This is a genomic window from Pseudomonas sp. Pse35, assembly GCF_024519715.1.
Classification (GTDB): domain Bacteria; phylum Pseudomonadota; class Gammaproteobacteria; order Pseudomonadales; family Pseudomonadaceae; genus Aquipseudomonas; species Aquipseudomonas paracarnis.
Map to the genome: position 1 here is coordinate 25,073 of NZ_JALJRP010000025.1, position 24,056 is coordinate 49,128.

General features: G+C 62.3%; 11 protein-coding genes and 2 pseudogenes. 8 read left to right on the forward strand and 5 right to left on the reverse strand.

The features are described 5' to 3' along the window. Positions 1 to 177: 177 nt before the first annotated feature. Complete coding sequence (locus OC445_RS19765) at positions 178 to 990, forward strand: aminoglycoside phosphotransferase family protein (protein ID WP_054897045.1); 813 nt, start codon at positions 178 to 180, stop codon at positions 988 to 990. Here OC445_RS19765 and OC445_RS19770 read toward each other — a convergent pair. Then, a complete protein-coding gene (locus OC445_RS19770; RefSeq protein ID WP_262020291.1) occupies positions 972 to 1,919 on the reverse strand; it encodes an AraC family transcriptional regulator in 948 nt (315 codons plus the stop codon). The two genes, OC445_RS19765 and OC445_RS19770, sit on opposite strands and share 19 nt — an antisense overlap. A gap of 254 nt (positions 1,920 to 2,173) precedes the next feature. Here OC445_RS19770 and OC445_RS19775 point away from each other — a divergent pair, with 254 nt between their 5' ends. Together OC445_RS19775 and OC445_RS19780 are read left to right on the forward strand one after the other, a co-directional pair. Beyond that, a complete protein-coding gene (locus OC445_RS19775; protein ID WP_198791195.1) occupies positions 2,174 to 2,947 on the forward strand; it encodes an L-iditol 2-dehydrogenase in 774 nt (257 codons plus the stop codon). Between the two features lie 222 nt (positions 2,948 to 3,169). Beyond that, a complete protein-coding gene (locus OC445_RS19780; RefSeq protein WP_060765234.1) occupies positions 3,170 to 3,817 on the forward strand; it encodes an isochorismatase family protein in 648 nt (215 codons plus the stop codon). A gap of 85 nt (positions 3,818 to 3,902) precedes the next feature. Here OC445_RS19780 and OC445_RS19785 read toward each other — a convergent pair. Further along, positions 3,903 to 4,028 (reverse strand): annotated as a pseudogene (locus OC445_RS19785) (ABC transporter substrate-binding protein); the annotation flags it as partial. Positions 4,029 to 4,920: 892 nt separating this feature from the next. Between OC445_RS19785 and OC445_RS19790 the strand changes: the two are divergent. The 3 genes and pseudogenes from OC445_RS19790 to OC445_RS19800 all read left to right on the forward strand — a co-directional run. Continuing rightward, positions 4,921 to 5,165 (forward strand): annotated as a pseudogene (locus OC445_RS19790) (transposase DNA-binding-containing protein); the annotation flags it as partial. Positions 5,166 to 5,371: 206 nt separating this feature from the next. Continuing rightward, the gene (locus tag OC445_RS19795; protein WP_096144851.1) at positions 5,372 to 5,944 is read left to right on the forward strand and encodes a DUF2239 family protein; all 573 of its coding nucleotides are present in this window, start codon (positions 5,372 to 5,374) and stop codon (positions 5,942 to 5,944) included. A gap of 22 nt (positions 5,945 to 5,966) precedes the next feature. Further along, positions 5,967 to 7,322 carry an MATE family efflux transporter gene (locus tag OC445_RS19800; protein WP_198791738.1) on the forward strand — a complete coding sequence of 452 codons (1,356 nt, stop codon included), beginning with the start codon at positions 5,967 to 5,969 and terminating at the stop codon, positions 7,320 to 7,322. On the opposite strand, the gene OC445_RS19805 is transcribed toward OC445_RS19800, so the two are convergent. After that, the gene (locus OC445_RS19805) at positions 7,306 to 7,893 is read right to left on the reverse strand and encodes a TetR/AcrR family transcriptional regulator (protein WP_054918657.1); all 588 of its coding nucleotides are present in this window, start codon (positions 7,891 to 7,893) and stop codon (positions 7,306 to 7,308) included. The two genes, OC445_RS19800 and OC445_RS19805, sit on opposite strands and share 17 nt — an antisense overlap. Before the next feature lie 132 nt (positions 7,894 to 8,025). Here OC445_RS19805 and OC445_RS19810 point away from each other — a divergent pair, with 132 nt between their 5' ends. Further along, the gene (locus OC445_RS19810) at positions 8,026 to 9,198 is read left to right on the forward strand and encodes an MFS transporter (protein WP_198791737.1); all 1,173 of its coding nucleotides are present in this window, start codon (positions 8,026 to 8,028) and stop codon (positions 9,196 to 9,198) included. Here OC445_RS19810 and OC445_RS19815 read toward each other — a convergent pair whose 3' ends face one another. Further along, positions 9,199 to 9,564 carry a type II toxin-antitoxin system HicB family antitoxin gene (locus tag OC445_RS19815; protein ID WP_198791736.1) on the reverse strand — a complete coding sequence of 122 codons (366 nt, stop codon included), beginning with the start codon at positions 9,562 to 9,564 and terminating at the stop codon, positions 9,199 to 9,201. Then, the gene (locus OC445_RS19820) at positions 9,561 to 9,812 is read right to left on the reverse strand and encodes a type II toxin-antitoxin system HicA family toxin (protein WP_014718823.1); all 252 of its coding nucleotides are present in this window, start codon (positions 9,810 to 9,812) and stop codon (positions 9,561 to 9,563) included. The genes OC445_RS19815 and OC445_RS19820 overlap by 4 nt, the downstream gene beginning before the upstream one ends. Positions 9,813 to 10,022: 210 nt before the next feature. On the opposite strand from OC445_RS19820, the gene OC445_RS19825 reads away from it, so the two are divergent. Beyond that, complete coding sequence (locus OC445_RS19825) at positions 10,023 to 24,056, forward strand: non-ribosomal peptide synthase/polyketide synthase (protein ID WP_262020292.1); 14,034 nt, start codon at positions 10,023 to 10,025, stop codon at positions 24,054 to 24,056.

Sequence of the window (24,056 nt, forward strand, 5' to 3'; positions counted from 1 at the left end):
TAGACGGGGAGGAGTGAACTTGGCGGTCAAGTTCGTTCCGCAAACGTTTGCACAGGTTGTACCAACTTGGGTCAATGGCTTGAACTATCTAGAAAAAAGAGCAATTAGCCGACGCTTTGGTCAGGAAAACAGTGGGATTTCTGTCATCCTGATGCGTCACCCCTGTGGAGGAATCTGATGTTCGAACACTACCTGCGTGCCTGGGAGCTGAGTGCCGATGGAGAGCCTATCGTCACACCCGGCAGCCACCTGTTGCCGGTCCGCTGGAAGGGCGTGCCGGCGATGTTGAAAATTGCTCATACCCCTGAGGAAAAACTCGGCGGCCGCCTGCTGAGTTGGTGGGCCGGTGACGGTGCGGCACGGGTGTTCGCCCATGACCACACTGCAGTGTTAATGGAACGCGCCACGGGCCCAGGTTCCTTGATGCGCATGGCCCTCAATGGTCAGGACGACGAAGCCAGCCAGATCGCCTGCGCAACCCTGGCCCGGCTGCATGCGCCTCGTGTGTCGCCGCCCGAAGGGTTGGTTGGGCTGGATGAGTGGTTCAGATCCTTGTGGCACGCCGCCGAACAGGAGGGCGGTGCCTTACGCGACTGCGCGGCGACGGCCCGGACATTGCTGGCTGCGCAACAGGAGGTTGTGGTACTGCACGGTGATTGCCACCACGACAATATCCTCGACTTTGGCCCTCGTGGCTGGCTGGCGATTGATCCAAAGCGGGTGATGGGCGAGCGCGGTTACGATTACGCTAATCTGATCTGCAATCCGGACTTGCCGACCAGTAGCGATCCACTGCGTTTCAGCCGCCAGGTTGGGGTTATCGCCCTGGCGGCCGGCCTCTCACGTCCTCGTTTGTTGCAATGGGTGGTGGCTCATGCCGGGTTGTCTGCCGCCTGGTTTCTGGAAGACCAGGAGCGCGAGCGTGCCATGATTGAGTTGCAGGTTGCCCGTCTGGCACAGCAGGCACTGGCTCAAGGGGCGGGCGAGTAAGGCGGCGGGTGATGGGTAACCGGGGTGAATAATTGAAGTGCGGCCTGCCGCCGGTACTCACTCGGCGTCTGGTGCATTTCGATACGAAAGTGGCGATTGAAATTCGACAGGTTGGCGTAGCCCACCTCAAAGCAGATGTCCGCCACTGACATCTGGCTGTGCAACAGCAAGCGGCAGGCACGCTGCACGCGGAACTTGCGCATCAGCTCGATAAAGCCGTGGCCGGTGTTGCGCTTGAAAAAACGCGAAAAGCCGGGTTCGCTCATGTCCAGTTGCCGGGCGATGTCCGACAGGCGTACATCGCCGGTCAGTTCCCGCATCAGGTAGTCAAGCGCCTTGTTGATACGTTCGGCGCTGCGCGCATCCAGCGTCGGTGCATAGCACGGGCTGGCCAGGGTATTGGCCTGTGCAGGCGGTGCGTTCTTCAGGGTGTCGAGCAATTGCAGGAACAGGGCCAGGCGTTGCAGCCCATGGGCGCAGCCGATGGCCTCCATCAGCCGTGCCGCGCTCGTTGCGGTCTCGCCGGTGAATTCGATTCCCCGTCGCGCCTGTGCAAACAGTGACTGTAAATCACCGAGCTCAGGCAGGGTGGTGCGTAGAGCGAGCAGGGCGGCGCCGTCGAATTGCAGCACCACATCACGCCCGTGCAGGTATTCGCCCGGCGCCAGGTCACCGATCCAGTCGTGGGGCAGGCCAGGGCCGATCAGTGCGACATGCCCGGCGCTGAATGCACCGATATAGTCGCCCGCCACCAGCTTGCCGCTGCCTTGGCGGATCAGGTGGATTTCGAATTCAGGGTGGTGGTTCCAGCGTGCCAGTTCATAGGGATAGTCATGTTCGAACCAGCGAAAACCATGTTCCGGTTCGGTCAGGATCACCTCAAGCTCGGCAGGGCGATGCTCGAACAGGGTGGCGGGGCTGACGGGCATGGTGCTGCCTCTTGTGGCGGTGCAATTTTCCCAAAATACCCGCACTGGCAATCGCTGCGCTAGCCCTGGTTTCGCCTGAGGCTGATACTTTTTTGATCCTGTGCCTCAGGTTAAAAAAGTATCAGCCGCGCATTCGCCAGCCGTTTGTGAGGCGGCAGGTCAAGCTGCTGTAATCGAGGCTCCACAACAAAGGTCGGCAAGCTGTTCTCGGCGGTGTTCACCGGCTACCGGCAATAACCTTTACAGGACCCCCCATGAAACGACTCGAAGGCAAAAGCGCGCTGATCACTGGATCGGCGCGAGGCATTGGCCGTGCGTTCGCCCAGGCCTACATCGCTGAAGGCGCCACCGTGGCCATCGCCGACATCAACCTGCAGCAGGCCCAGGCCACCGCCGCCGAACTGGGGCCCAAGGCTTACGCGGTGTCGATGGATGTCACCGACCAAGCCTCCATCGACGCGGCGATCGCCACGGTGGTGAGCCACGCCGGCAAGCTCGATATCCTGATCAACAACGCCGCACTGTTCGACCTGGCGCCCATCGTCGACATCACCCGCGACAGCTTTGAACGACTGTTCTCGATCAACGTCGCCGGCACCCTGTTCACCCTGCAGGCCGCAGCCCGACAGATGATCAACCAGGGGCATGGCGGCAAGATCATCAACATGGCCAGCCAGGCCGGGCGGCGAGGCGAGCCGTTGGTGGCGGTCTATTGCGCGACCAAGGCGGCGGTGATCAGCCTGACGCAATCGGCGGGCTTGAACCTGATCAAGCAGGGCATCAACGTCAATGCCATCGCCCCCGGCGTGGTGGACGGCGAGCATTGGGATGGGGTGGATGCGCTGTTCGCCAGGCATGAAGGGCTGGCGCCTGGCGAGAAGAAAAAGCGCGTAGGGGATGAGGTGCCGTTTGGGCGGATGGGCACGGCTGAAGACCTGACTGGCATGGCGATCTTCCTGGCGTCGACGGACGCCGACTATGTGGTGGCCCAGACCTATAACGTTGATGGCGGCAATTGGCTGAACTAGCGGTTAACGCTGACCCAACTGTGGGAGCTGGCTTGCCTGCGATAGCGTTGGTGGATTCACTCCCGTCATTGCAGGCGAGCCAGCTCCCACCTTTGAACTTCAGCGTGCTTGAGAATAGGGTAAGTCAGCAACGCATCGATCCCCGCAGTAAACTGTCCCATACTTCAAGATTTCTACGCTCGCCCGGAGGCGGTCGTACGTGCAGACCACCCGAGAACGACCATGAGCCTTTCGAAAGCCGCCATCGCTTCATTTGACGTCGACGCCCAGAAGAGCTTCACGCCCTTGTGTCCCAACGAGTTGCCAGTGGCCGGTGGCGACGGCATTGGTGCCGAACTCAATTACATGGCCAGTCTCGCCGGCCACCGCATCGGCAGCAAGGACGCCCACACCCCCCACGCACCCTGGGTGGTTGCGCAGCACAGCGAGATGCTGCAACCCACCGGCCTGGCCCATGCCGATGTGACCTGGGTCAGCCACTGCGTGCCGGGTACCGAAGGGTTCACCCTGCTCGATGAATTGCCCACGCCCTATGACTACGACTACTTCATCTGGAAAGGTGTCGAGCCCGACCTGCACCCCTACGGCGCCTGTTACCACGACCTGCACGACAAACTGTCCACCGGCGTCATCGAGTACCTCAAGGCCCACGGCGTGGCCCGCGTGATTGTGGGCGGGCTGGCGCTGGACTATTGCGTCAAGACCACCGCGTTGCAATTGCTCAAAGCCGGATTGCAAGTGGTCCTGCATTTGCCGGCGTGCCGCAGCATCAGCGAGGACGGGGGTGTACAGGCGGTGAATGAGTTGCTTAAGGCGGGTGCTGGCATTAGCAGCACCCGCGAAGAGCTGGCCGTGTTAGCCGCGCGTTAAGGAGACACGCCATGGAAAGTGCGCCCTGTGACGCTCCGCGTCACGATTGCGCTGGGCTCAAGCCTCAACGCTCAATCGACCGACCTCACCGCGCATTCCACTCCGGTCGCGCCTGGTTGACGTGGTCCCAATCAATCGAAATCGCTGTCTGCAAGTAACCCTGCATGGCTTTCACCTGCGCACGGGTCTTGTCGGTAGTGGGTGTTGTCGGGCTCTGGTCACCTTCTGTCGACTGGATTGGTAAGAGAATAACGCTGCATTACATAATTAAAAATGAACAGGGAGAGTCCCCCAAACTGACCTTGAAAATTGAAGCGTAATTGTAATGGCTTGCGTTTGAAAACACGTGGGCTCGCACTCAGCGAAATGTCTGGCTCCCATTAACTGCAACCAGGCAAAGCCATCGGCTCACATTGGCTGAAAATGCAAGCGCCCGAATAGAAATTATGTACGTTAGGCGGATCAGCATGTCAACTTAAGCCCTTGTACAAAATGGCCTCTCTAAAAGAATCTAGGTACTGAAAATGCCTGAAATTTTTCTTCGGGCACTTAATGTGATCCAGAAACGAGTGATGTAGTCGGGCCAAGCGGCCGATGTTGTCGAGCCGCTAGACTTATTAGCTGAAGCCGGAAGATGTGTTAACTAGTTGTGTCTTCCCGAGCCTTGATCAAGGCGCTGATCAATTAAAACTTTTACTTGATCTGCGGTTGCGTTAAGGAGAGTAATAGCGTTCCCGTTAATGTCAAAGCCCTGAAATGAATTCGCTTGATAGGCAGGATCATGTTGGCGAATGATAAAACCTCTATATGCAGTATCTGCTGGATAACCCATGATAAATTCTCTCTCGATTTGTGAGTAATGTTTTTATCTTGCAGCTTTAAGTTACAAGCTAATATCGAGCCACGTCTACTGTCATAGTTGACAGGTATTTGGGGTTGTAAGCCCAAGTCCCAGATTTTTCCGGCAGCGCGCCAAACTCAGTAATCGCGGGGCTGCCGGAAAAAAGTGACTTGCGACACCGCTTGCCAAACGCGAAAACGGCAACTTTTCAGGGGTGAAGCCGTCGTCAAGCAACATTACATGCATCTGCGGGTTGGCCTTGTTGGCCTGGACTTTGGCGAGGATGGCCGATCACCCAAGTAGCAGCATTCCCGCGGCTTGTCGGCGACTGGCCGAGACGATGGCCGCTTATCGGTTTCTTGATGATGAAAAGTCATGTTCCAAAAAGTGCTTCAGCCCAATCAGGACGCGACTCTTGAGAGAATGTAAAGCAGTCCCGTGGTGCTGTTGATTCAAGACGCAACCGAGATGGATAAATGGGTAAATCTTGGGCCAAAGGGATGGGGCCGAGCCGCTTGCCGATGGTGGTGGAGTTGCTCAAGCACGAATCAGCAGCCACCGCCCTGCGTTGCGCAGGTCCTCGCAGGCGTTTGGGGGTAGGGATTCGACAACCACTAATGTTCACGGAAAAATCTCTGTGTTGCAGCCTTGCAAGTCGGTAAATGTTGACTAATATGATCCGGGTAAAACAAATAAAATCCGGGTAATAAAAAATGCCTACGCAAATTTTCCCACTCTGCACGGCTTTCGCAGTTCATCAGCGCATTGCTGCCGGTACTTACCCCGCAGTCGCCGAGGCACTTGCCGATCAAGCGTTGCCCGCCGGTAGCTTCCTGGTCTTCGATGATGCCACCGGCAGGCAGGTCGACTACCCGTGGCCGGCGGGCTATGCGCCGCAGCAACCTGCCCAGGCCCACATCGAGGATGAGCCGCCCGCCACGCCCTCGGTGGGCCGCCCGAAGTTGGGCGTGGTCGCCCGCGAAGTCACCTTGTTGCCACGTCATTGGGAGTGGCTCGGCCAGCAGCGCGGTGGTGCCTCGGCCGCCTTACGCCGGTTAGTGGATGAGGCGCGTACCGGCCAGGCCGGCGCCGATAAGGCACGCCAGGCCAAGGAAGCCAGCTACCGCTTCATGAGCGCCATCGGCGGTAACCTGCCGGGTTTTGAAGACGCCTCGCGAGCGTTGTTTGCGCAAGACCAGGCCGACTTTTCCAGCAAGATCGCGCACTGGCCGCCGGACGTGCGGAGCTACCTGGCCTGGTTGTCGCGCAATGCCTTCTGTAGCTAAACATACCGGAACTCGACCCCTTATGGACGTTACCCAGCAACGCCCGCTGTGGCAGATCTACCTCATGTTCCTGGCACCGATGGTGCTGTCCAATTTCCTGCAAAGCTTTTCCGGCACCCTCAACGGCATTTACGTTGGCCAGATGCTGGGCACCCAGGCATTGGCCGCGGTGTCGGGGATGTTTCCCATCGTGTTTTTCTTTATCGCCCTGGTGATCGGCCTGGGGGCGGGCGCCTCGGTGTTGATCGGCCAGGCATGGGGCGCCCAGGAGACCGGAATGGTCAAGGTGATTACCGGTGCCACCCTGACCCTGGGCGCGTTGGTGGGCCTGGTGGCCGCCGTGCTGGGCAGCCTGTTTGCGCGCCCGGCATTGCAGGCGTTGGGCACGCCGGTGGATGTGCTCGACGACGCCGTGGGCTACGCCCAGATGATGATGTTGATCATGCCGTTGCTGCTGGTGTTCATCCTCTATACCCAACTGTTGCGTGGGGTCAGCGACACGATTTCGCCGTTGCTGGCATTGATGGTCTCCACCCTGGTGGGCTTGCTGCTGACGCCTGCGCTGATTCGCGGCTGGATCGGCCTGCCGCCCATGGGCATCCAGAGTGCGGTGTATGCGGGGCTGGTAGGTAACGCTTTGGCGATGCTGTTTCTGGTCCTGCGCCTGCGCCACAAAAAACACGTGATGGCACCAGACCGCGAGTTGCTTGCCGCCTTGCGCCTGGACCGCGTCATCCTCGGCAAAGTCCTGCGCATCGGCCTGCCGACGGGCTTGCAGATGGTGGTGCTATCGCTGTCGGAGCTGGTCATCCTGGCCCTGGTCAACGGCCACGGTTCCCAGGCCACGGCGGCCTATGGCGCGGTGACGCAGATCGTCAACTATGTGCAGTTCCCGGCGCTGTCGATTGCCATCACCGCCTCGATCCTCGGCGCCCAGGCGATTGGCGCCGGGCGCCTGGAGCGTATCGGGCCGATCCTGCGCACGGGGCTTGTGATCAACCTGTGCCTCACCGGTGGCTTGATCGTGCTCGGCTATGGGCTGTCCCACTGGTTGCTGGGCCTGTTCATCACCGACGACAGCGCACGGGTACGGGCCGAACACCTGCTGCACATCATGCTCTGGAGCATTCTGGTATTCGGCTTCCAGGCGGTGATCGGCGGCATCATGCGCGCCAGCGGCGTGGTGCTGATGCCGGTGGCGATCTCGATCTTCTGCGTGCTTGGCGTGGAACTGCCAATGGCCTATCTGTTCGACGCCCACTTCGGATTGGAAGGAGTGTGGATGGCATTTCCGGTGACCTACCTGGCGATGCTGGTGTTGCAGATCGCCTATTACCGCCTGGTGTGGCGGCATAAGCAGATCAAACGGTTGGTGTGAGGCTCAGCCCCTGCAGGAGCAGCTCCAGGCCTTGCAAGCCTTCCTCCAGTCGTGTGCCCGGGTGTTCATCCCGGGCAATCCACAACGCGGTATTGACCAGGCTGCCGTTGATCAACTGCGCCAGTGCGTGACTGGGTGCCGTAGGCATCAGGCCCGCTTGCATCAGGGCCTCCAGCAATTGACGCAAGGACTCCACGCAGTGTTGTTGGGAGCCGGTGTCGCCCAGTACCGCCGGTGCATCCTGCAATACAATGCGCTGGATTTCCGGGTCCTGGGCCATGCGCAGATAGGCCCGGCAGCGCTCGCAAAAACCACTCCAAGGCTCTACGGCCTGCTCCGAGATGCGTTGCAAGCGCGCGTCCATCTCGCTGTCGAGTTGAGCGACCACCGCCGCCAGCAGCCCTTTTTTGTCACCAAAGTGGTGATACAGCGCACCGCGCGTCAGGCCGGCGCGGGCAGTGAAGTCATCCATCGAGGTATTGGCATAGCCTTGGGTGGCGAAGGCCCGGCGCGCGCTCGCTATCAGGCGGGCGCGGGTGTCTTCGATCATTTCAGCTCGGGCTCGGCTCATGGGCGTCTCTTGGCTAAGTGATTGACATACGCTGCGTATGCGAAGCATGATTTGCCACATACGCACCGTATGTATTCTGCCCTGACGGTTTCAGATAGCAAGCCCAGGGCGTCGAGCAAGAGGTCAAGCAGGATGGCAAACCCCTACGCTGAATTATTCCAGGTCCCTGGTGCCCGGGCCTTTGTGCTCGCTGGCATGCTGGCACGCATGCCGATATCCATGACCGGCATCGGCCTGATTACCATGCTGTCCCAGGTGCATGGCGGCTATGGTCTGGCCGGTTCGGTGGCGGCAGTGTTTGCCCTGGCCACGGCGATTTGCGCGCCGCAAGTGTCACGTTGGGTGGACCGCTACAGCCAGGGCAGGGTGCTGCCGATTGCCGCGCTGATCGGAGGCGGGGCGCTATTGATGTTGCTGCTGTGTACGCGGTTGCAGGCGCCGAATTGGACGCTGTTTCTGTTCGCCGCGCTGGCGGGCTGCATGCCCAATATGTCGGCCATGGTGCGAGCGCGCTGGACCGAGTTGTACCGTGGCCAGCCCAGGCTGCAAACCGCGTTTGCCCTGGAGTCGGTACTTGATGAGGTGTGCTTCATCATCGGCCCGCCCATTTCGGTGGGGTTGAGCGTGGCGGTGTTCCCAGAAGCCGGGCCCCTGGTGGCGGCGTTGTTGCTGGCGGTGGGCGTCACCACCTTTGTGCTGCAACGGCAAACCGAGCCACCGGTACACGCGCATCAGGGAGCACACGGTCGCTGGCTGATTGCGTCGCCGTCGGTATTGATCCTGATGATTTTGCTGCTGGCCATGGGCGTGATCGTCGGCGTGGTGGATGTGGTCAGCGTGGCCTTCGCCCAGCATCAAGGCCAGCCGGCGGCGGCGAGTATCGTGCTGTCGGTGTATGCCATTGGTTCGTGCCTGGCGGGGTTGGCCTTCGGTGCCCTCAAACTCAAGGCACCGTTGCCACGCCAGTTCCTGTACTGCGGCGTAGCCACGGCGTTGACCACCTTGCCCTTGCTGTTGGTGAGCAATATTCCCGGCTTGGCCGCTGCAATCTTTATCTCCGGGCTGTTCTTCGCGCCCACCTTGATTGTGTCGATGGCCATGGTGGAGCAGATCGTCCCGGCCAGCCGCCTTACCGAAGGCATGACCTGGCTGATCACCGGCCTGAGCATCGGCGTGGCCATTGGCGCCGCCAGTTCGGGGTGGATGATCGACCACTTTGGCGCCACCAGCGGGTTTTGGGTGGCGCTGGCGGCGGGGGCGGTGGTAGCGGGCTCGGCGGTAGTGGGTTACCGGCGGTTGGGATAGTCAGCCAATCGTCGGGCATGGCTCTGGGTAGTGATGCTGCAGAAATTCGTTCAGCGCCTGACGCGTGAGATCATTCAATGTCACTTTCTTACGGTTTGCCGCCAGGGCAGCGGCCAAATGCAAGTCATGCCCGACGCGTACGTTGAATGAACCTTTGCACGGTTTCTCCGGCGTGTGCCCCAGGCTCTGGCAGGTAGCGAGATAATCATCCACCGCGCCACGGAAGGCTGCTTCCAGTTCAGCCACAGTTTTGCCTTCATAGCTCACCAATGCCTTGATGAACAGGATTTTACCAAACAGGCAGTTGTCCTCGAGGCTGGCTTCGATGGAGCCGATGTAGCCTTTGTGTTTCAGTTGGTTGTTCACTGAATCAGTTCTCCTGATTTCAATTGTTCGATGATCTGGCGCCGAATGTAGTGTTTCAGTTCGTTGCCGGGGTGAGGCTTGTGCAGGGTGATCATTGCACTGGGGTCGCCCATGTCGAACTTGACCCGGCTTCCGGCCCCTTCAATCTGTGTGTATCCCAATCGGCGTAATAACGTGACGAGCTCAGACCAGGTAAATGCCATGTGCTCATTGAGCAGTTTGGCGAGCAGCTTTTCATTCTTGGACACGGCGTTCCCTGCGTGTAACTAAATGTAGTTGCAAAAAGTGGTGTTCGTCAATGCTAGCTCAGCTTCGTGCGGCTTCGCGGGGATTGATGTAACCCCCGATGACAGCCTGTGCGGCGCCCCCCATTCCCCCGCTAATTTTTCCCCGCCCGGTTCGTTTTATAGGGACGACGTGCCTTTGTGCTTCCCGCCTATTGCCCCGGATTCCAAGAAATGAATGCTGAAGACTCCTTGAAACTTGCTCGCCGGTTTATCGGGCTGCCCCTGGAAAAGCGCCAACTGTTCCTGCAAGCCTTGCAGAAAGAAGGCGTGGATTTTTCAAGGTTTCCGATTCCGGCAGGGGTGGAGGTGGAGGACCGCCAGGCGCTGTCCTACGCGCAGCAGCGCATGTGGTTTCTATGGCAGTTGGACCCGGCCAGCGGCGCCTACAATTTGCCCGGCGCAGTGCGCTTGAGGGGGGCGCTGAGCCTGCCAGCGCTGGAGCAAGCGTTCGCCAGCCTGGTGGCGCGTCACGAAACCTTGCGCACAGTGTTCCAGCGTCAGGCTGATGAGCGGGTGGCGCAGGTGGCGGTGGAGCCGTCGGTGACCGTCGAGCACCTGGACTTCACGGCCCTGGCCTTTGATGCACGGGAGCAGGCCGTCAACGCCGCCGCCACCCGTCAATCGCTGTTGCCGTTCGACCTGGAACACGGGCCGCTGCTGCGCGTGCAACTGCTCAAGCTTGCCGAGCAGGAACACGTGCTGCTGCTGACCCTGCACCACATCGTTTCCGACGGTTGGTCGATGAATGTGCTGATCGACGAATTCATCCGTTGCTATGACGCCCATGAGCGCAACGAAGCGCCCCAACTGCCAGCGCTGCCCATCCAGTACAGTGATTACGCCCTGTGGCAGCGCCGCTGGCTGGAAGCGGGCGAGCAGGCCCGCCAGTTGGAGTACTGGCAGGCTCGCCTGGGCGATGAACATCCGGTTCTGGAGCTGCCCACCGACCACCCGCGCCCGGCCATGCCCAGCTACCAAGGCACACGGCACAACTTCGCGATTGAGCCGGCACTGGCCGCGCAACTGCGCAGCTGCGCGCAAAAACACAACGTCACCCTGTTCATGCTGCTGCTCGGTGCCTTCAATGTGCTGTTGCACCGCTATACCGGCCAGGACGACATTCGCGTCGGTGTGCCGATTGCCAATCGCAATCGCACCGAAGTCGAGGGGCTGATCGGGTTCTTCGTCAACACCCAGGTGTTGCGCACCGAACTGACCGGGCAAACGCGGGTTGCCGAGTTGCTGCAAGGTATCAAGGAGCATGCCCTGGGCGCCCAGGCCCATCAGGAATTGCCCTTCGAACGGCTGGTGGAAGCGCTGAAAATCGAGCGCAGCCTGAGCCACACGCCGCTGTTCCAGGTGATGTATAACCATCAGCCGGTAGTCGCCGACATCGCCTCGGTCAGCACTGCATCGGGGCTGGAATTGGCCCTGGTGGAATGGCAAGGCCGCACCACCCAGTTCGACCTGACCCTGGACACCTATGAAAAGTCCGGCACCCTGCATGCCGCGCTGACCTACGCCAATGACTTGTTCGATACGCCCACCATCGAGCGCATGGCCCGGCATTGGGTCAGTCTGTTGCAAGCCATGGTGCTCGATGGCGAACAGCGCATTGGCGAATTGCCCATGCTTGACGCGGCTGAACAGCAACGGCTGGTCCACACCTGGAACCAGACCGCCGAGGCGTACCCGACCGAGCGCGGGATTCATCACCTGATCGAAGACCAGGCACGGCGCAGTCCGGATGCACCGGCACTGGTGTTCGGTACCACCACCTTGACCTACGCCCAACTGGATGCGCGCGCCAACCAGTTGGCCCATGCCCTGGGCGAGCAGGGCGTAGGGCCCGACGTGCTGGTAGGTATCTGCATCGAGCGCTCCATCGAAATGGTGGTTGGCCTGCTGGCGATTCTCAAGGCCGGTGGCGCCTACGTGCCTCTCGACCCTGAGTACCCCCGGGAACGCCTGGCCTACATGATCGAAGACAGTGGCATTCAGTTGCTGCTCAGCCAGCAAAGCCTGCTGGCGTCGCTGCCCTTCGCCGGTATCCAGGTAATTGCCCTGGACCAGCCGGCGCTATGGCTCGACGGCTACAGCAGCGATTCACCGAACGTGGCCTTGCATGCCCTCAACCTGGCCTACGTGATCTACACCTCGGGCTCCACCGGCAAGCCCAAAGGCGCCGGCAATAGCCATCGCGCCTTGGTCAACCGCTTGAGCTGGATGCAACAGGCGTATGGCCTGGGCGCCAATGACGCGGTGTTGCAGAAAACCCCGTTCAGCTTTGACGTGTCGGTGTGGGAGTTCTTCTGGTCGCTGATGACCGGCGCCCGCCTGGTGGTCGCAGCGCCTGGCGAACACCGTGAACCGACGCGCCTGATTGACACCATTGGCCGACACGCCATCACCACCTTGCACTTCGTGCCGTCGATGTTGCAGGCGTTTATCCATGAGCCGGGCGTACAGGCGTGCGCAAGCCTCACGCGCATTGTGTGCAGCGGCGAAGCCTTGCCCCTGGACGCGCAACAGCAAGTGTTCGCCAAGTTGCCCGCTGCGGCGCTGTACAACCTCTATGGCCCGACCGAGGCGGCCATCGACGTCACGCACTGGACCTGCATTGACGAAGGCGCCGATAGCGTGCCCATCGGCCGCCCCATCGCCAATCTCGGCACCTACGTGCTGGACGCGCAACTCAACCCGGTGCCGGCCGGCGTCAGTGGCGAACTCTACCTGGGCGGCGTCGGCCTGGCGCGCAGTTACCATCGGCGCCCGGCGCTCACCGCCGAACGTTTTGTACCCAGCCCCTTTGTGACAGGCGAACGCCTGTATCGCACCGGTGACCGCGTGCGCCAACGTGCCGATGGGGTAATCGAATACCTCGGCCGTCTCGATCATCAGGTCAAGTTGCGCGGCTTGCGTATCGAGCTGGGCGAAATCGAAGCACGCCTGATGCAGCATCCACACGTGCGCGAAGCCGTGGTACTGGTACAGGGCGGCAAGCAGTTGGTCGCCTATCTTGTACACGCAGGCGAGGCGCCAACGGGCCTCAAGGAATGGTTGCTCAGCAGCTTGCCGGAATACATGGTGCCGACGCATTTCATTGCGCTGCCCAAGCTGCCGGTGACCGCCAACGGCAAGCTCGACCGCAAGGCGTTGCCAGTGCCGGATGCGGCCCAGCAGCAGGCATTTGTCGCCCCCCAAGGCGACCTGCAAACAGCCCTGGCTGCCATCTGGAGCGACGTGCTGGGCGTTGAGCAGGTCGGCCAGGACGATAACTTCTTCGAGCTGGGCGGCGATTCGATCATCTCTATCCAGGTGGTCAGCCGCGCCCGTCAGGCCGGCATTCGCCTGAGCCCGCGTGACCTGTTCCAGTACCAGAACATCCGCAGCCTGGCTCTGGTGGCGCGCTTCGAGCAGGTCAGCGTGATAGACCAGGGCCCGGTCAGTGGCGAGGTCATGCTGACGCCCGTCCAACACAGTTTTTTCGACCAGCCGATCCCGTCGCGGCATCACTGGAATCAATCCTTGTTGCTGGTGCCCGGCGAGGTGCTTGAAGCTGCACGGTTGGAGGCCGCGCTGGCGCGGTTGATCCAGCATCACGACGCTTTGCGCCTGCGCTTTGTGCAGCAGGCTGGCGGCTGGCAGCAGAGCCATGCTGCCTATGTCAGCGAACCGCTGTTGTGGCAATGCCAGGCCGGCACCGACGCTGAACTGGCGGCGCTGTGTGATGAAGCCCAGCGCAGCCTTGACCTTGCCCAAGGCCCGCTGCTGCGCGCCGCGTTGGTGAGCATGGCCGATGGCAGCCAGCGTGTGCTGTTGGTGATCCATCACTTGGTGGTGGATGGTGTGTCCTGGCGCATCCTGCTCGAAGACCTGCAACAGGCCTACCGCGAACAGGTGCTGCCGGCAAAAACCAGTGCCTACCAGCGCTGGGCGCAACAGTTGCACCGCCACGCGCAGACCGTCGAGGAGCAACTGCCGTACTGGCAAGCCCAATCCATCGGCGCCGAGCTGCCGTGTGATCACCCCGAAGGCGGCCTGCAAAACCGCCTGGGTGCCAAGCTGGAAACACGCCTCGACGTCGAGCACACCCGCCGACTGCTGCAAGACGCGCCAGCGGCCTATCGCACCCAGGTCAACGACCTGCTGTTGACCGCCCTGGCGCGGGTGATCAGCCGTTGGAGCGAGCAACCTGCTGCGCTCATTCAATTGGAAGGTCACGGCCGTGAAGATCTGTTTGACGACATCGACCTGAGCCGCACCGTCGGCTGGTTCACCAGCCTGTACCCGGTGCGTCTGCACGCCGAAGGCGAGTTGCCCGAGGCGATCAAGGCGGTGAAGGAACAACTGCGCGCCGTGCCCGACAAAGGCCTGGGCTACGGCCTGCTGCGCTACCTGGGCGCGCCACACGCGCAGGAAAGCCTGGCGAACCTTACCGCGCCGCGCATCACCTTCAACTACCTGGGCCAGTTCGACCGTCAGTTCAACGAGTCGGCACTGTTCGTGCCGGCCAGTCAGGGCAGTGGCCAGGCCCAGGATCCAGAGGCACCGCTGGCCAACTGGCTGACGCTGGAAGGTCAGGTGTATGGCGGCGAGCTGTCGTTGCAATGGGGGTTCAGCCGGGAGATGTTCGAGGCGGCAACTGTTCAAGGTCTGGCGGACGAGTACGCAGCCGAACTCAGGGTGCTGATCGAGCATTGTTGTGCCACGCCGGCAGGCCAGGTGAGCCCGTCGGATTTCCCGCTGGCACGCCTCACCCAGCAGCAACTGGATGCCTTGCCCGTGGCCGGGCCGGCGATTGCCGACCTTTATCCGCTGTCGCCGATGCAGCAAGGCATGCTGTTCCACACCCTGTTGGAACCTGAGGCCCAGGCCTACATCAACCAGTTACGCCTCGACATCGAGGGCCTTGATTTGCTCGCCTTCGGGCGTGCCTGGCAGGCTGCGCTGGATCGTCACGACATCCTGCGCAGCAGCTTCCATTGGCTGGGCCTGGACAGTGCTCATCAGCTGATCCAGCGCCAGGTCGACCTGCAACTGCAAGTGATCGAAGACCCCGACGCCGATTTCGACACCCTGGCCCAGGCCGAACGCGAACGCGGTTTTGCCCTGAATGCCGCGCCGCTGTTTCGCCTGACGCTGGCGCGCGGTGCCGGTGCGGCCTGGCACTTTATCTTCACCAGCCACCACATCCTCATGGACGGCTGGAGTAACGCGCAGTTGCTCGGTGAAGTCATCGCTCACTATGCGGGGCAGGCAGTGCCGGCGCCGCTCGGGCAGTTCCGCGATTACCTCGCCTGGCTGCAACAACAGTCCTCGGGCGAAGCGTTCTGGAAAACCGCCGTGGCGGCATTGCCGGCGCCGACCCTGCTGGCGCAAGCGTTGCGCAAGCCGATGGACGCGGTTGGCATGGCTGACCATCACGTGGCACTGGACAGCGACTTTACCCGCCGCCTCGCTGAGTTCGTACGCCAGCACAAAGTCACCCTCAATACCCTGTTGCAAGGGGCTTGGAGCCTATTGCTGCAACGCTACACCGGCCAGGACTGCGTCGCCTTCGGTGCCACCGTGGCCGGGCGTTCCGCACCGCTGCCGGGGATCGAGCAGCAACTGGGCCTGTTCATCAACACCTTGCCGATCATCAGCACAGCCTCGCCAGCCCAGTCGGCCGCGACGTGGCTCAGCGAACTGCAAGCGCTCAACCTCAGCCTGCGCGACCATGAACATGTGCCGCTCTACGACATCCAGGGCTGGGCTGGCCAGCAGGGCGCGCTGTTCGACACCTTGCTGGTGTTCGAGAACTTCCCGGTCGCCGAGGCGCTCAAGCAAGGCGCGCCGGCCGGCCTGACCTTCGGTCGCCTGCACAACCATGAGCGCACGCACTATCCATTAACCCTGGGCATCGAACTGGGCGCCAGCCTGCGCCTGGAATTCAGTTATGACCGTGCCCAATTCAGCGAGGCGCACGTGGCGCAGTTGAGCGCCAACCTGCAACACCTGCTGGCGCAATTGCTCGCAGACGCTCACATGCCGCTGGGCAACCTGCGCCTTCTCGACGCCCCAGCGCAACGGCAGATGGTCGCTCTGAGCCGCTCAGCCGCAGCGCCCCAGGCCAACGAACGCGTGCATCAGCGTATCGCAGCCCAGGCCGAGGCGACGCCAGACGCTTTGGCTGTACAGGCCGGTGACGCCAGCTTGAGTTACGCCCAGTTGAACCAGCGCGCCAACCGCCTGGCCCATCGCCTGTTGGCGCTTGGTGTCGGCCCCGGCCAACGGGTGGGCCTGGCTTCGCGGCGTGGGCCGCAGTTGATCGTCAGCCTGCTGGCAGTGCTCAAAAGCGGGGCGGCCTACGTACCGCTGGACCCTGAATACCCGGCGGAACGTTTGGCCTACATGCTCGCCGACAGCCGCCTGGACGTGCTGCTCAGCGAAACCGGCTTGCTCGCCGACTTGCCTTTGCCCCGCGGCCTGACCCGCATGGATTTCAGTGCCAGTGGCGACGAACTGACCGGCTACCCGACAACCAATCCGCCTAATCACGCGGCGGCGGCTGACCTGGCCTATGTGATCTACACCTCTGGCTCCACCGGCCAGCCCAAAGGCGTGGCCATCGACCATGCCGCCCTCGGCCAGTTCTGTGACAGCGCCACGCTGTACAGCCGACTTTGCGCCGAGGACCGCGTGTTGCAGTTTGCGACCTTCAGTTTCGATGGTTTTGTCGAGCAATGCTTCCCGCCCCTGTGTGCGGGCGCGGCGTTGATCATGCGTGGCGATGAACTCTGGGATGCCGGCCAACTGGCGCAAGAGATTGTCGAGCAGGGCGTGACCCTGGCCGATTTGCCCGCCGCCTACTGGTACCTGTTGGCGCAAGAGTGCGCCGAGCACCGTCGCTCCCTGGGCAAGCTGCGCCAGGTGCATGTGGGGGGTGAAGCCATGTCAGTGGAGGGCGTGCGTGCCTGGCACGCCGCGGGCTTGGGCAATGTGAGCCTGGTCAACACCTACGGGCCGACCGAAGCCACGGTGGTCTCCAGCGTGCATGAGTGCCAATTGGCCGATGCCAACGACGCCTACGGCGTGCCAATCGGGCAGGCGATTGCCGGGCGCGGCCTGTATGTACTCGACAGCGGTTTCGAACTGTTGGCCACCGATGGCGTGGGCGAGCTGTGCATTGGTGCCGAGGTTGGCTTGGCGCAACGCTACTTCGACCGCCCGGCGCTGACCGCCGAGCGCTTCTTGCCGGACCCGTTTTCCGCCATGCCCGGTGCGCGGCTTTATCGCAGTGGCGACTTGGCCCGGTACAACCCGGCGGGTGCGCTGGAGTACGTTGGGCGTATCGACCATCAAGTGAAGATTCGTGGCCTGCGTATCGAAATGGGCGAAATCGAAGCCAGCCTGCAAGCCTTGCCCAACGTGCGAGAAGCCGCCGTGCTTGCGCAGCCGAGCGCGACCGGCGTGCAGTTGGTGGCGTACGTGGTGCCAGCCGAAGGCCAAGCGCTGGAGGCCCAGGCACTGGCGGCGCGCTTGCGCCAGACGTTGCCGGACTACATGGTGCCGGGCCATTGGGTGTTCCTCGATGCCTTGCCGTTGAACCACAACGGCAAGCTCGACCGCCGTGCGCTGCCCACACCCGACCTGAACCAGGCCAGCGCCGCCTACGTGGCGCCGCAAAGTCCATTGCAAATCCAGTTGGCGGCGATCTGGCAAGCAGTGTTGCAGGTCGAGCAGGTTGGCCTGGAAGATCACTTCTTCGAACGCGGCGGCCACTCCTTGCTGGCCACCCAAGTGATCTCCCGGGTGCGCCACGATCTCAAGCTGGAAGTGCCGTTGCGGGCCCTGTTCGAACAGCCGACGCTGGCCGCTTTCGCAGCGGCGTGCGCAGGCGTGCAGGCCGATACCGCGCCTGTGATGCAGGCGGTTGGCCGTGAGCAGCCGCTGGCGTTGTCCTTTGCCCAGGAGCGGCAGTGGTTTCTCTGGCAATTGGATCCCACCAGCGCGGCCTATCATGTGCCCAGCGCCTTGCACCTGCGCGGTGAACTCCACATCGCGGCGCTGGAGCGCGCCGTCGAGGCCCTGGTGCAGCGCCATGAACCACTGCGCACCACCTTCGTGGAGTCGGGCGAGCACGCCGTGCAAGTCATCCACCCAAGCCTGGCAGTGCCGGTTGAACAACAAGAGGTCGACGCCGGCGCTATCGAGCAGGCTGTCACCGAAGAGATCCAGCGCCCGTTCGACCTGCGCAACGGCCCGCTGATGCGCGTCAAGTTGCTGATCGTCGCGCCTGATCACCATGTGCTGGTCATCACCCAGCACCACATCATCTCTGACGGCTGGTCGATGCAAGTGATGATCGACGAGTGGGTGGCGCTGTACCAAGGCGACGCAGGGTTGCCGGCCTTGCCGATCCAGTACGCCGACTACGCCCAGTGGCAGCGCGACTGGATGGCGGCTGGGGAACAACAACGCCAGCTCGATTACTGGTGCGCTCGTCTGGGGCACGAACATTCGTTGCTGGACCTGCCGCTGGACTATCCACGCCCCGCAGTGCAGAGCCATCGTGGCGCGCGCCGCCAGATTCATCTGGAGCGTGCGCTGCTGACTGAACTCAAGGCCCTGGCCCAGCGTCAGGACGTGACGCTGTTCATGCTGTTGCTGGCCTCGTTCCAGACCTTGCTGCACCGCTACAGCGGCCAGGCACAGGTGCGTGTCGGCGTACCGGTCGCCAACCGTAATCGCTTCGAAACCGAGCGACTGCTGGGCTTTTTCGTCAACACCCAGGTGCTGCAAGCTGACGTGCACGGGCAGATGCCGTTCGACCAGTTGCTGGCCCAGGTCAAGCAGCGTGCCCTGGAGGCGCAGGCCCATCAGGACCTGCCGTTCGAGCAGCTCGTGCAAGTGTTGCAGCCCGAGCGCAGCCTGAGCCATAACCCGCTGTTCCAGGTGATGTTCAACCATCAGGACAGCCTGCGTTCAGCCCCGGTGCAATTGCCCGGCCTGGATTTGCAGCCCGTGGATTGGGCCGGTCACAGCACGCAATTCGACCTGAACCTGGAAACCGAGGAGTCGGCGGACGGTCTCTGGGCCTCGCTGACTTACGCCACGGATCTGTTTGACGCGGCGACCGTGGAACGCCTGGCCGAGCATTGGCAAAACCTGCTGCGCGCGGTCCTGCAGGATGCCTCGGTGGCCTTGGACGACCTGGCGATGCTCAGCCCGTCGCAATGGCAGCACATGGTGCACGACTGGAACCGCAGCGACACCGACTACCCACGCGAACGCTGTGTACACCAGTTGTTTGAGGCCCAGGCCGCGGCGCAACCCGACGCCATCGCGCTGCATTTCAATGATGAGCGCCTGAGCTACGGCGAACTCAACCGTCGCGCCAATCGGCTCGCCCATCGTCTGATCGACATGGGCGTCGGCCCGGACGTGCTGGTTGCAGTACACGTGGAGCGTTCCCTGGACATGGTGGTTGGCTTGCTCGCGACCCTCAAGGCCGGTGGCGCCTATGTGCCGCTCGACCCGCAATTCCCGGCAGAGCGCCTGGCCTACATGCTTGAAGACAGCCGCGCCCGGGTATTGCTGACCCAACCGCACCTGCTGGGGCACCTGGCTCAGCCGCACGGCGTGCAGGTGCTGATGGTGGAGGAGGCCGGCACAGCGCAGCACAATCCCCAGGTTGCCGTGACACCGGAGCATCTGGCCTACGTGATCTACACCTCTGGCTCCACTGGCAAGCCCAAAGGGGTGATGGTTCGTCACAAGGCGCTGTGCAGCTTCACCAGCGGCATGGCCGGCACGTTGAGTATCGGCCAGGATGCGCGGCTGTTGTCGCTGACCACCTTCTCGTTCGACATCTTCGCCCTGGAGCTGTATGTGCCGCTGAGTGTCGGCGGTACCGTGGTGCTGAGCACCCAGGCAACGGCCCTCGACCCCGAGGCGATCCTCGATCTGGCCCAGCGTCAGGCGGCGAATGTGCTGCAAGCCACGCCTTCGACCTGGCGCATGTTGCTCGACAGCCCACGGGCTCATTCACTGCGTGGCATCGCCTGCCTGTGCGGTGGCGAAGCGCTGCCCGTCGATTTGGCCCAGCGCATGCTCGACCTGCAAGGCCCGTTGTGGAACCTCTATGGCCCGACGGAAACCACCATCTGGTCGGCGGCTCATCGTTTGCATCAGGCATTGCCGTTCGTTGGACGGCCCATCGCCAATACCGGCTTGTTCATCCTCAATGCCGGTCTCACGCCATGCCCCCAAGGTGTGTCCGGTGAGCTGCTGATCGGCGGTGTCGGCCTGGCGCGGGGTTACCACGGGCAGCCGGCGCTGACCGCCGAACGCTTCGTGCCCAACCCGTTTGGGGTTCCGGGCGAACGCCTGTACCGTACCGGCGACCTGGCACGCTATCGGGCCGACGGCGTGGTGGAATACATCGGCCGCGTCGACCATCAGGTCAAGGTCCGGGGTTTCCGTATCGAGCTGGGTGAAATCGAAGCCTGCTTGCGTGAGTTCGACGGCGTACGCGAAGCCGTGGTGTTGGCCGATAACGACCGGCTGATCGCTTACCTGGTCAGCGCCGCGCCGCAGGCGTCGCAGGTCTATAAAACCGCGCTGCGCGAGCGCTTGCCGGACTACATGGTGCCCGCGCAGTGGCTGTTCCTCGACAGCCTGCCGCTGACCCCCAACGGCAAGCTCGACCGCAAGGCATTGCCCAAACCGGATGCCAGCCTGTCGCTCAAGGGCCATGTAGCGCCCGTCACCCCGCGTGAGCAGCAGGTAGCGGCGATCTGGGCCGAGGTACTGGAATTGCCCCGGGTGGGCCTCGACGATCATTTCTTCGAGTTGGGCGGGCATTCATTGCTGGCCACGCGGGTGGTGTCACGGGTGCGTCAGGCCCTGGCGCTGGAAGTCCCACTCAAGGCCTTGTTCGAACAGCCGCTACTGGGTGATTTCGTGCGGGCCTTGGGCGAGGAGGGCGTCACCGCGCCGGCATTGATCAAGGCCGACCGCACGCAGCCTCTGCCGCTGTCTTATGCCCAGGAGCGCCAGTGGTTCCTCTGGCAACTGGACCCGGCCGGCGCCGCGTATCACATCCCCAGCGCCTTGCGTTTGCAAGGGCCGTTGGACCTGACCGCGCTGCAAGAGAGCTTTGATAGCTTGCTGGCTCGCCATGAAAGCCTGCGCACGTATTTCCGTCAGGACGCCACCGGCGCGGTTCAAGTCATTGACGCCCAGGGCCGGGTCGATATCGAGCAGGTCGACAGCGACTATGCCGGCCTCAAGGCGCGGGTCGCGCAGGTGGTCGCCCAGCCTTTCGACCTGCTGCGTGGGCCGCTGCTGCGGGCCACCTTGCTGCGCCTGGCCGAGGACGACCACGTGCTGGTGCTGGTGCAGCATCACATCGTTTCTGACGGCTGGTCGATGCAGTTGATGGTCGAGGAGTTGGTGCAGGCGTATGCCGCTAACAGCCAAGGCCAAGACGTGCAATTGCCGGCGCTGCCGATCCAGTACGCCGATTATGCCGTGTGGCAGCGCGGTTGGATGGAGGCGGGGGAGCAGGCGCGTCAACTGGCCTACTGGCGCGAGCTGTTGAGCGGCGAGCAACCGGTGCTGGAGTTGCCGTTCGACCATCCGCGCCCGGCACAGCCAAGCCATCGTGGCGCACGCTTGGGTATCGAGTTGCATCCGGAGTTGTTGGGCAGTTTGCGCGCACTGGCGCAGCACGCTGGCGTCACGCTGCCGATGCTGCTGCTGGCGTCTTACCAGGCGTTGCTGCATCGCTACAGCGGCCAGGAAGATGTGCGCGTGGGCGTGCCGATTGCCAACCGCAATCGCCTGGAAACCGAGGGGTTGATCGGCTTCTTCGTCAACACCCAAGTGCTCAAGGCCGATATCCACGGGCAAATGAGCACCGAGCAACTGCTGCACCAGGTGCGTCAGCGTTCCCTGGAGGCCCAGGCTCACCAGGACCTGCCGTTCGAACAGCTTGTGCAGGCATTGCAACCGGAGCGCAGCCTTAGCCTGAGCCCGTTGTTCCAAGTGTTGTTCAACCACCGTGTGAGCGCTGCCGACAGCCATCTGCATCGCCTGGCCGACCTGCACGTCGAAGTCCTGGACCTGGACGAAGGCGTGGCCCAGTTCGACCTGGCGCTGGATGTGGAAGAAAGCCAGACGGCCCTGCGTGCCTCTCTGAGTTATGCCACCGATCTGTTCGCCGTGGCGACCATCGAGCGCATGGCCGGGCATTGGCAGAACCTCTTGCGGGCAATGGTGATCGACCCACAGCAACCCATCAGCCAATTGAGCTTGCTGGGCGAGGATGAGCAACAGCAGATTCTTGAGCTGTGGAATCAGGCCGACACCGGTTTTTCAGCCGAGCGCCTGGTGCATGAATTGGTCGGCGATTGCGCCCGGCAAACCCCGGACGCAGTGGCGGTTAAATTCGATACTCAAACCCTGACTTACGGTGAACTGGATCGCCAGGCCAATCGCCTGGCCCGTGCCCTGATCGCCCGTGGTGTCGGCGCGGAAGTGCGGGTGGCCATCGCCATGCCGCGCAGTGCCGAGATCATGGTGGCGTTCCTGGCGGTGATGAAAGCCGGTGGTGTGTATGTGCCGCTGGATATCGAATACCCACGTGATCGCCTGCTGTACATGATGCAAGACAGCCGTGCGCAACTGCTGCTGACTCACAGCCGGGCGTTGCAGCAACTGCCAGTCCCCGAGGGCCTGGATACCCTCGCGATTGATCGCACCGAAGAGTGGGCCGGTTACAGCGATACGGCACCGGATGTGGCGCTGGACGGCGACAACCTCGCCTACGTGATCTACACCTCCGGCTCCACCGGTTTGCCCAAGGGCGTGGCGGTGTCACATGGTCCACTGGTAGCGCATATCATCGCCACTGGCGAGCGCTATGAAACCTCACCGGCCGATTGCGAACTGCACTTCATGTCGTTCGCTTTCGACGGCTCCCACGAAGGCTGGATGCACCCGCTGATCAACGGCGCCAGCGTGTTGATCCGTGACGACAGCCTGTGGCTGCCGGAATACACCTACGAGCAGATGCATCGCCACGACGTGACCATGGCGGTATTCCCTCCGGTGTACCTGCAACAGTTGGCCGAACATGCCGAGCGCGATGGGAACCCACCGCCAGTGCGGGTGTACTGCTTCGGTGGTGATGCCGTTGCTCAAGCCAGCTATGACCTGGCTTGGAGAGCGCTGAGACCCAAGTACTTGTTCAACGGCTATGGGCCGACGGAAACCGTGGTCACGCCGCTGCTGTGGAAGGCACGCAAGGGCGACCCTTGCGGCGCCGTCTACGCGCCCATCGGCACCTTGCTGGGCAACCGCAGCGGTTATGTATTGGACACGCAACTGAACCTGCAACCCATCGGCGTGGCCGGCGAGTTGTACCTAGGCGGCGAGGGCGTGGCGCGGGGTTATCTGGAGCGCCCGGCACTGACTGCCGAGCGTTTCGTGCCGGACCCGTTCGGCAAGCCCGGCAGTCGCGTGTATCGCAGTGGTGACCTGACTCGCGGGCGTCCGGATGGCGTAGTGGATTACCTGGGCCGTGTCGACCATCAGGTGAAGATTCGCGGTTTCCGTATCGAACTGGGGGAAATCGAAGCGCGCTTGCGTGAGCAAGCCAGTGTCGGTGAAACCGTGGTGGTCGCCCAGGAGGGGCCGACCGGCAAACAACTGGTGGCCTATGTGGTACCGGCCGACGCCAGCCTGGCCGACCAGGTTGAGTTCCGTGACGCCCTGCGTCGTGCCCTGAAAGCCGACCTGCCGGACTACATGGTGCCCAGCCACTTCGTATTCCTGGCGCAGATGCCGCTGACCCCCAACGGCAAGCTCGACCGCAAAGGCCTGCCGGTGCCGGATGCGAGCCAGATGCAGCAGCAGTACCTGGCTCCGCAAACCGAGCTTGAGCAGCAGATCGCCACAATCTGGGCCGACATCCTGCACCTGCCGCAAGTGGGCCTGAACGACAACTTCTTTGATGTCGGTGGCCACTCCTTGCTGGCGATCCAGATTACCTCGCGGGTGCAGGCCGAGCTCGGCCTGGACGTACCGTTGATGGAACTGTTCCAGACCGAATCGCTGCGCGCCTACGTGCAGGCCGCAGCCACTTTCCGCGCCGGCAGCGTGGAAGATTTTGATGACCTTCGTGACTTTTTGAGCGAACTAGAGGCGATTTGA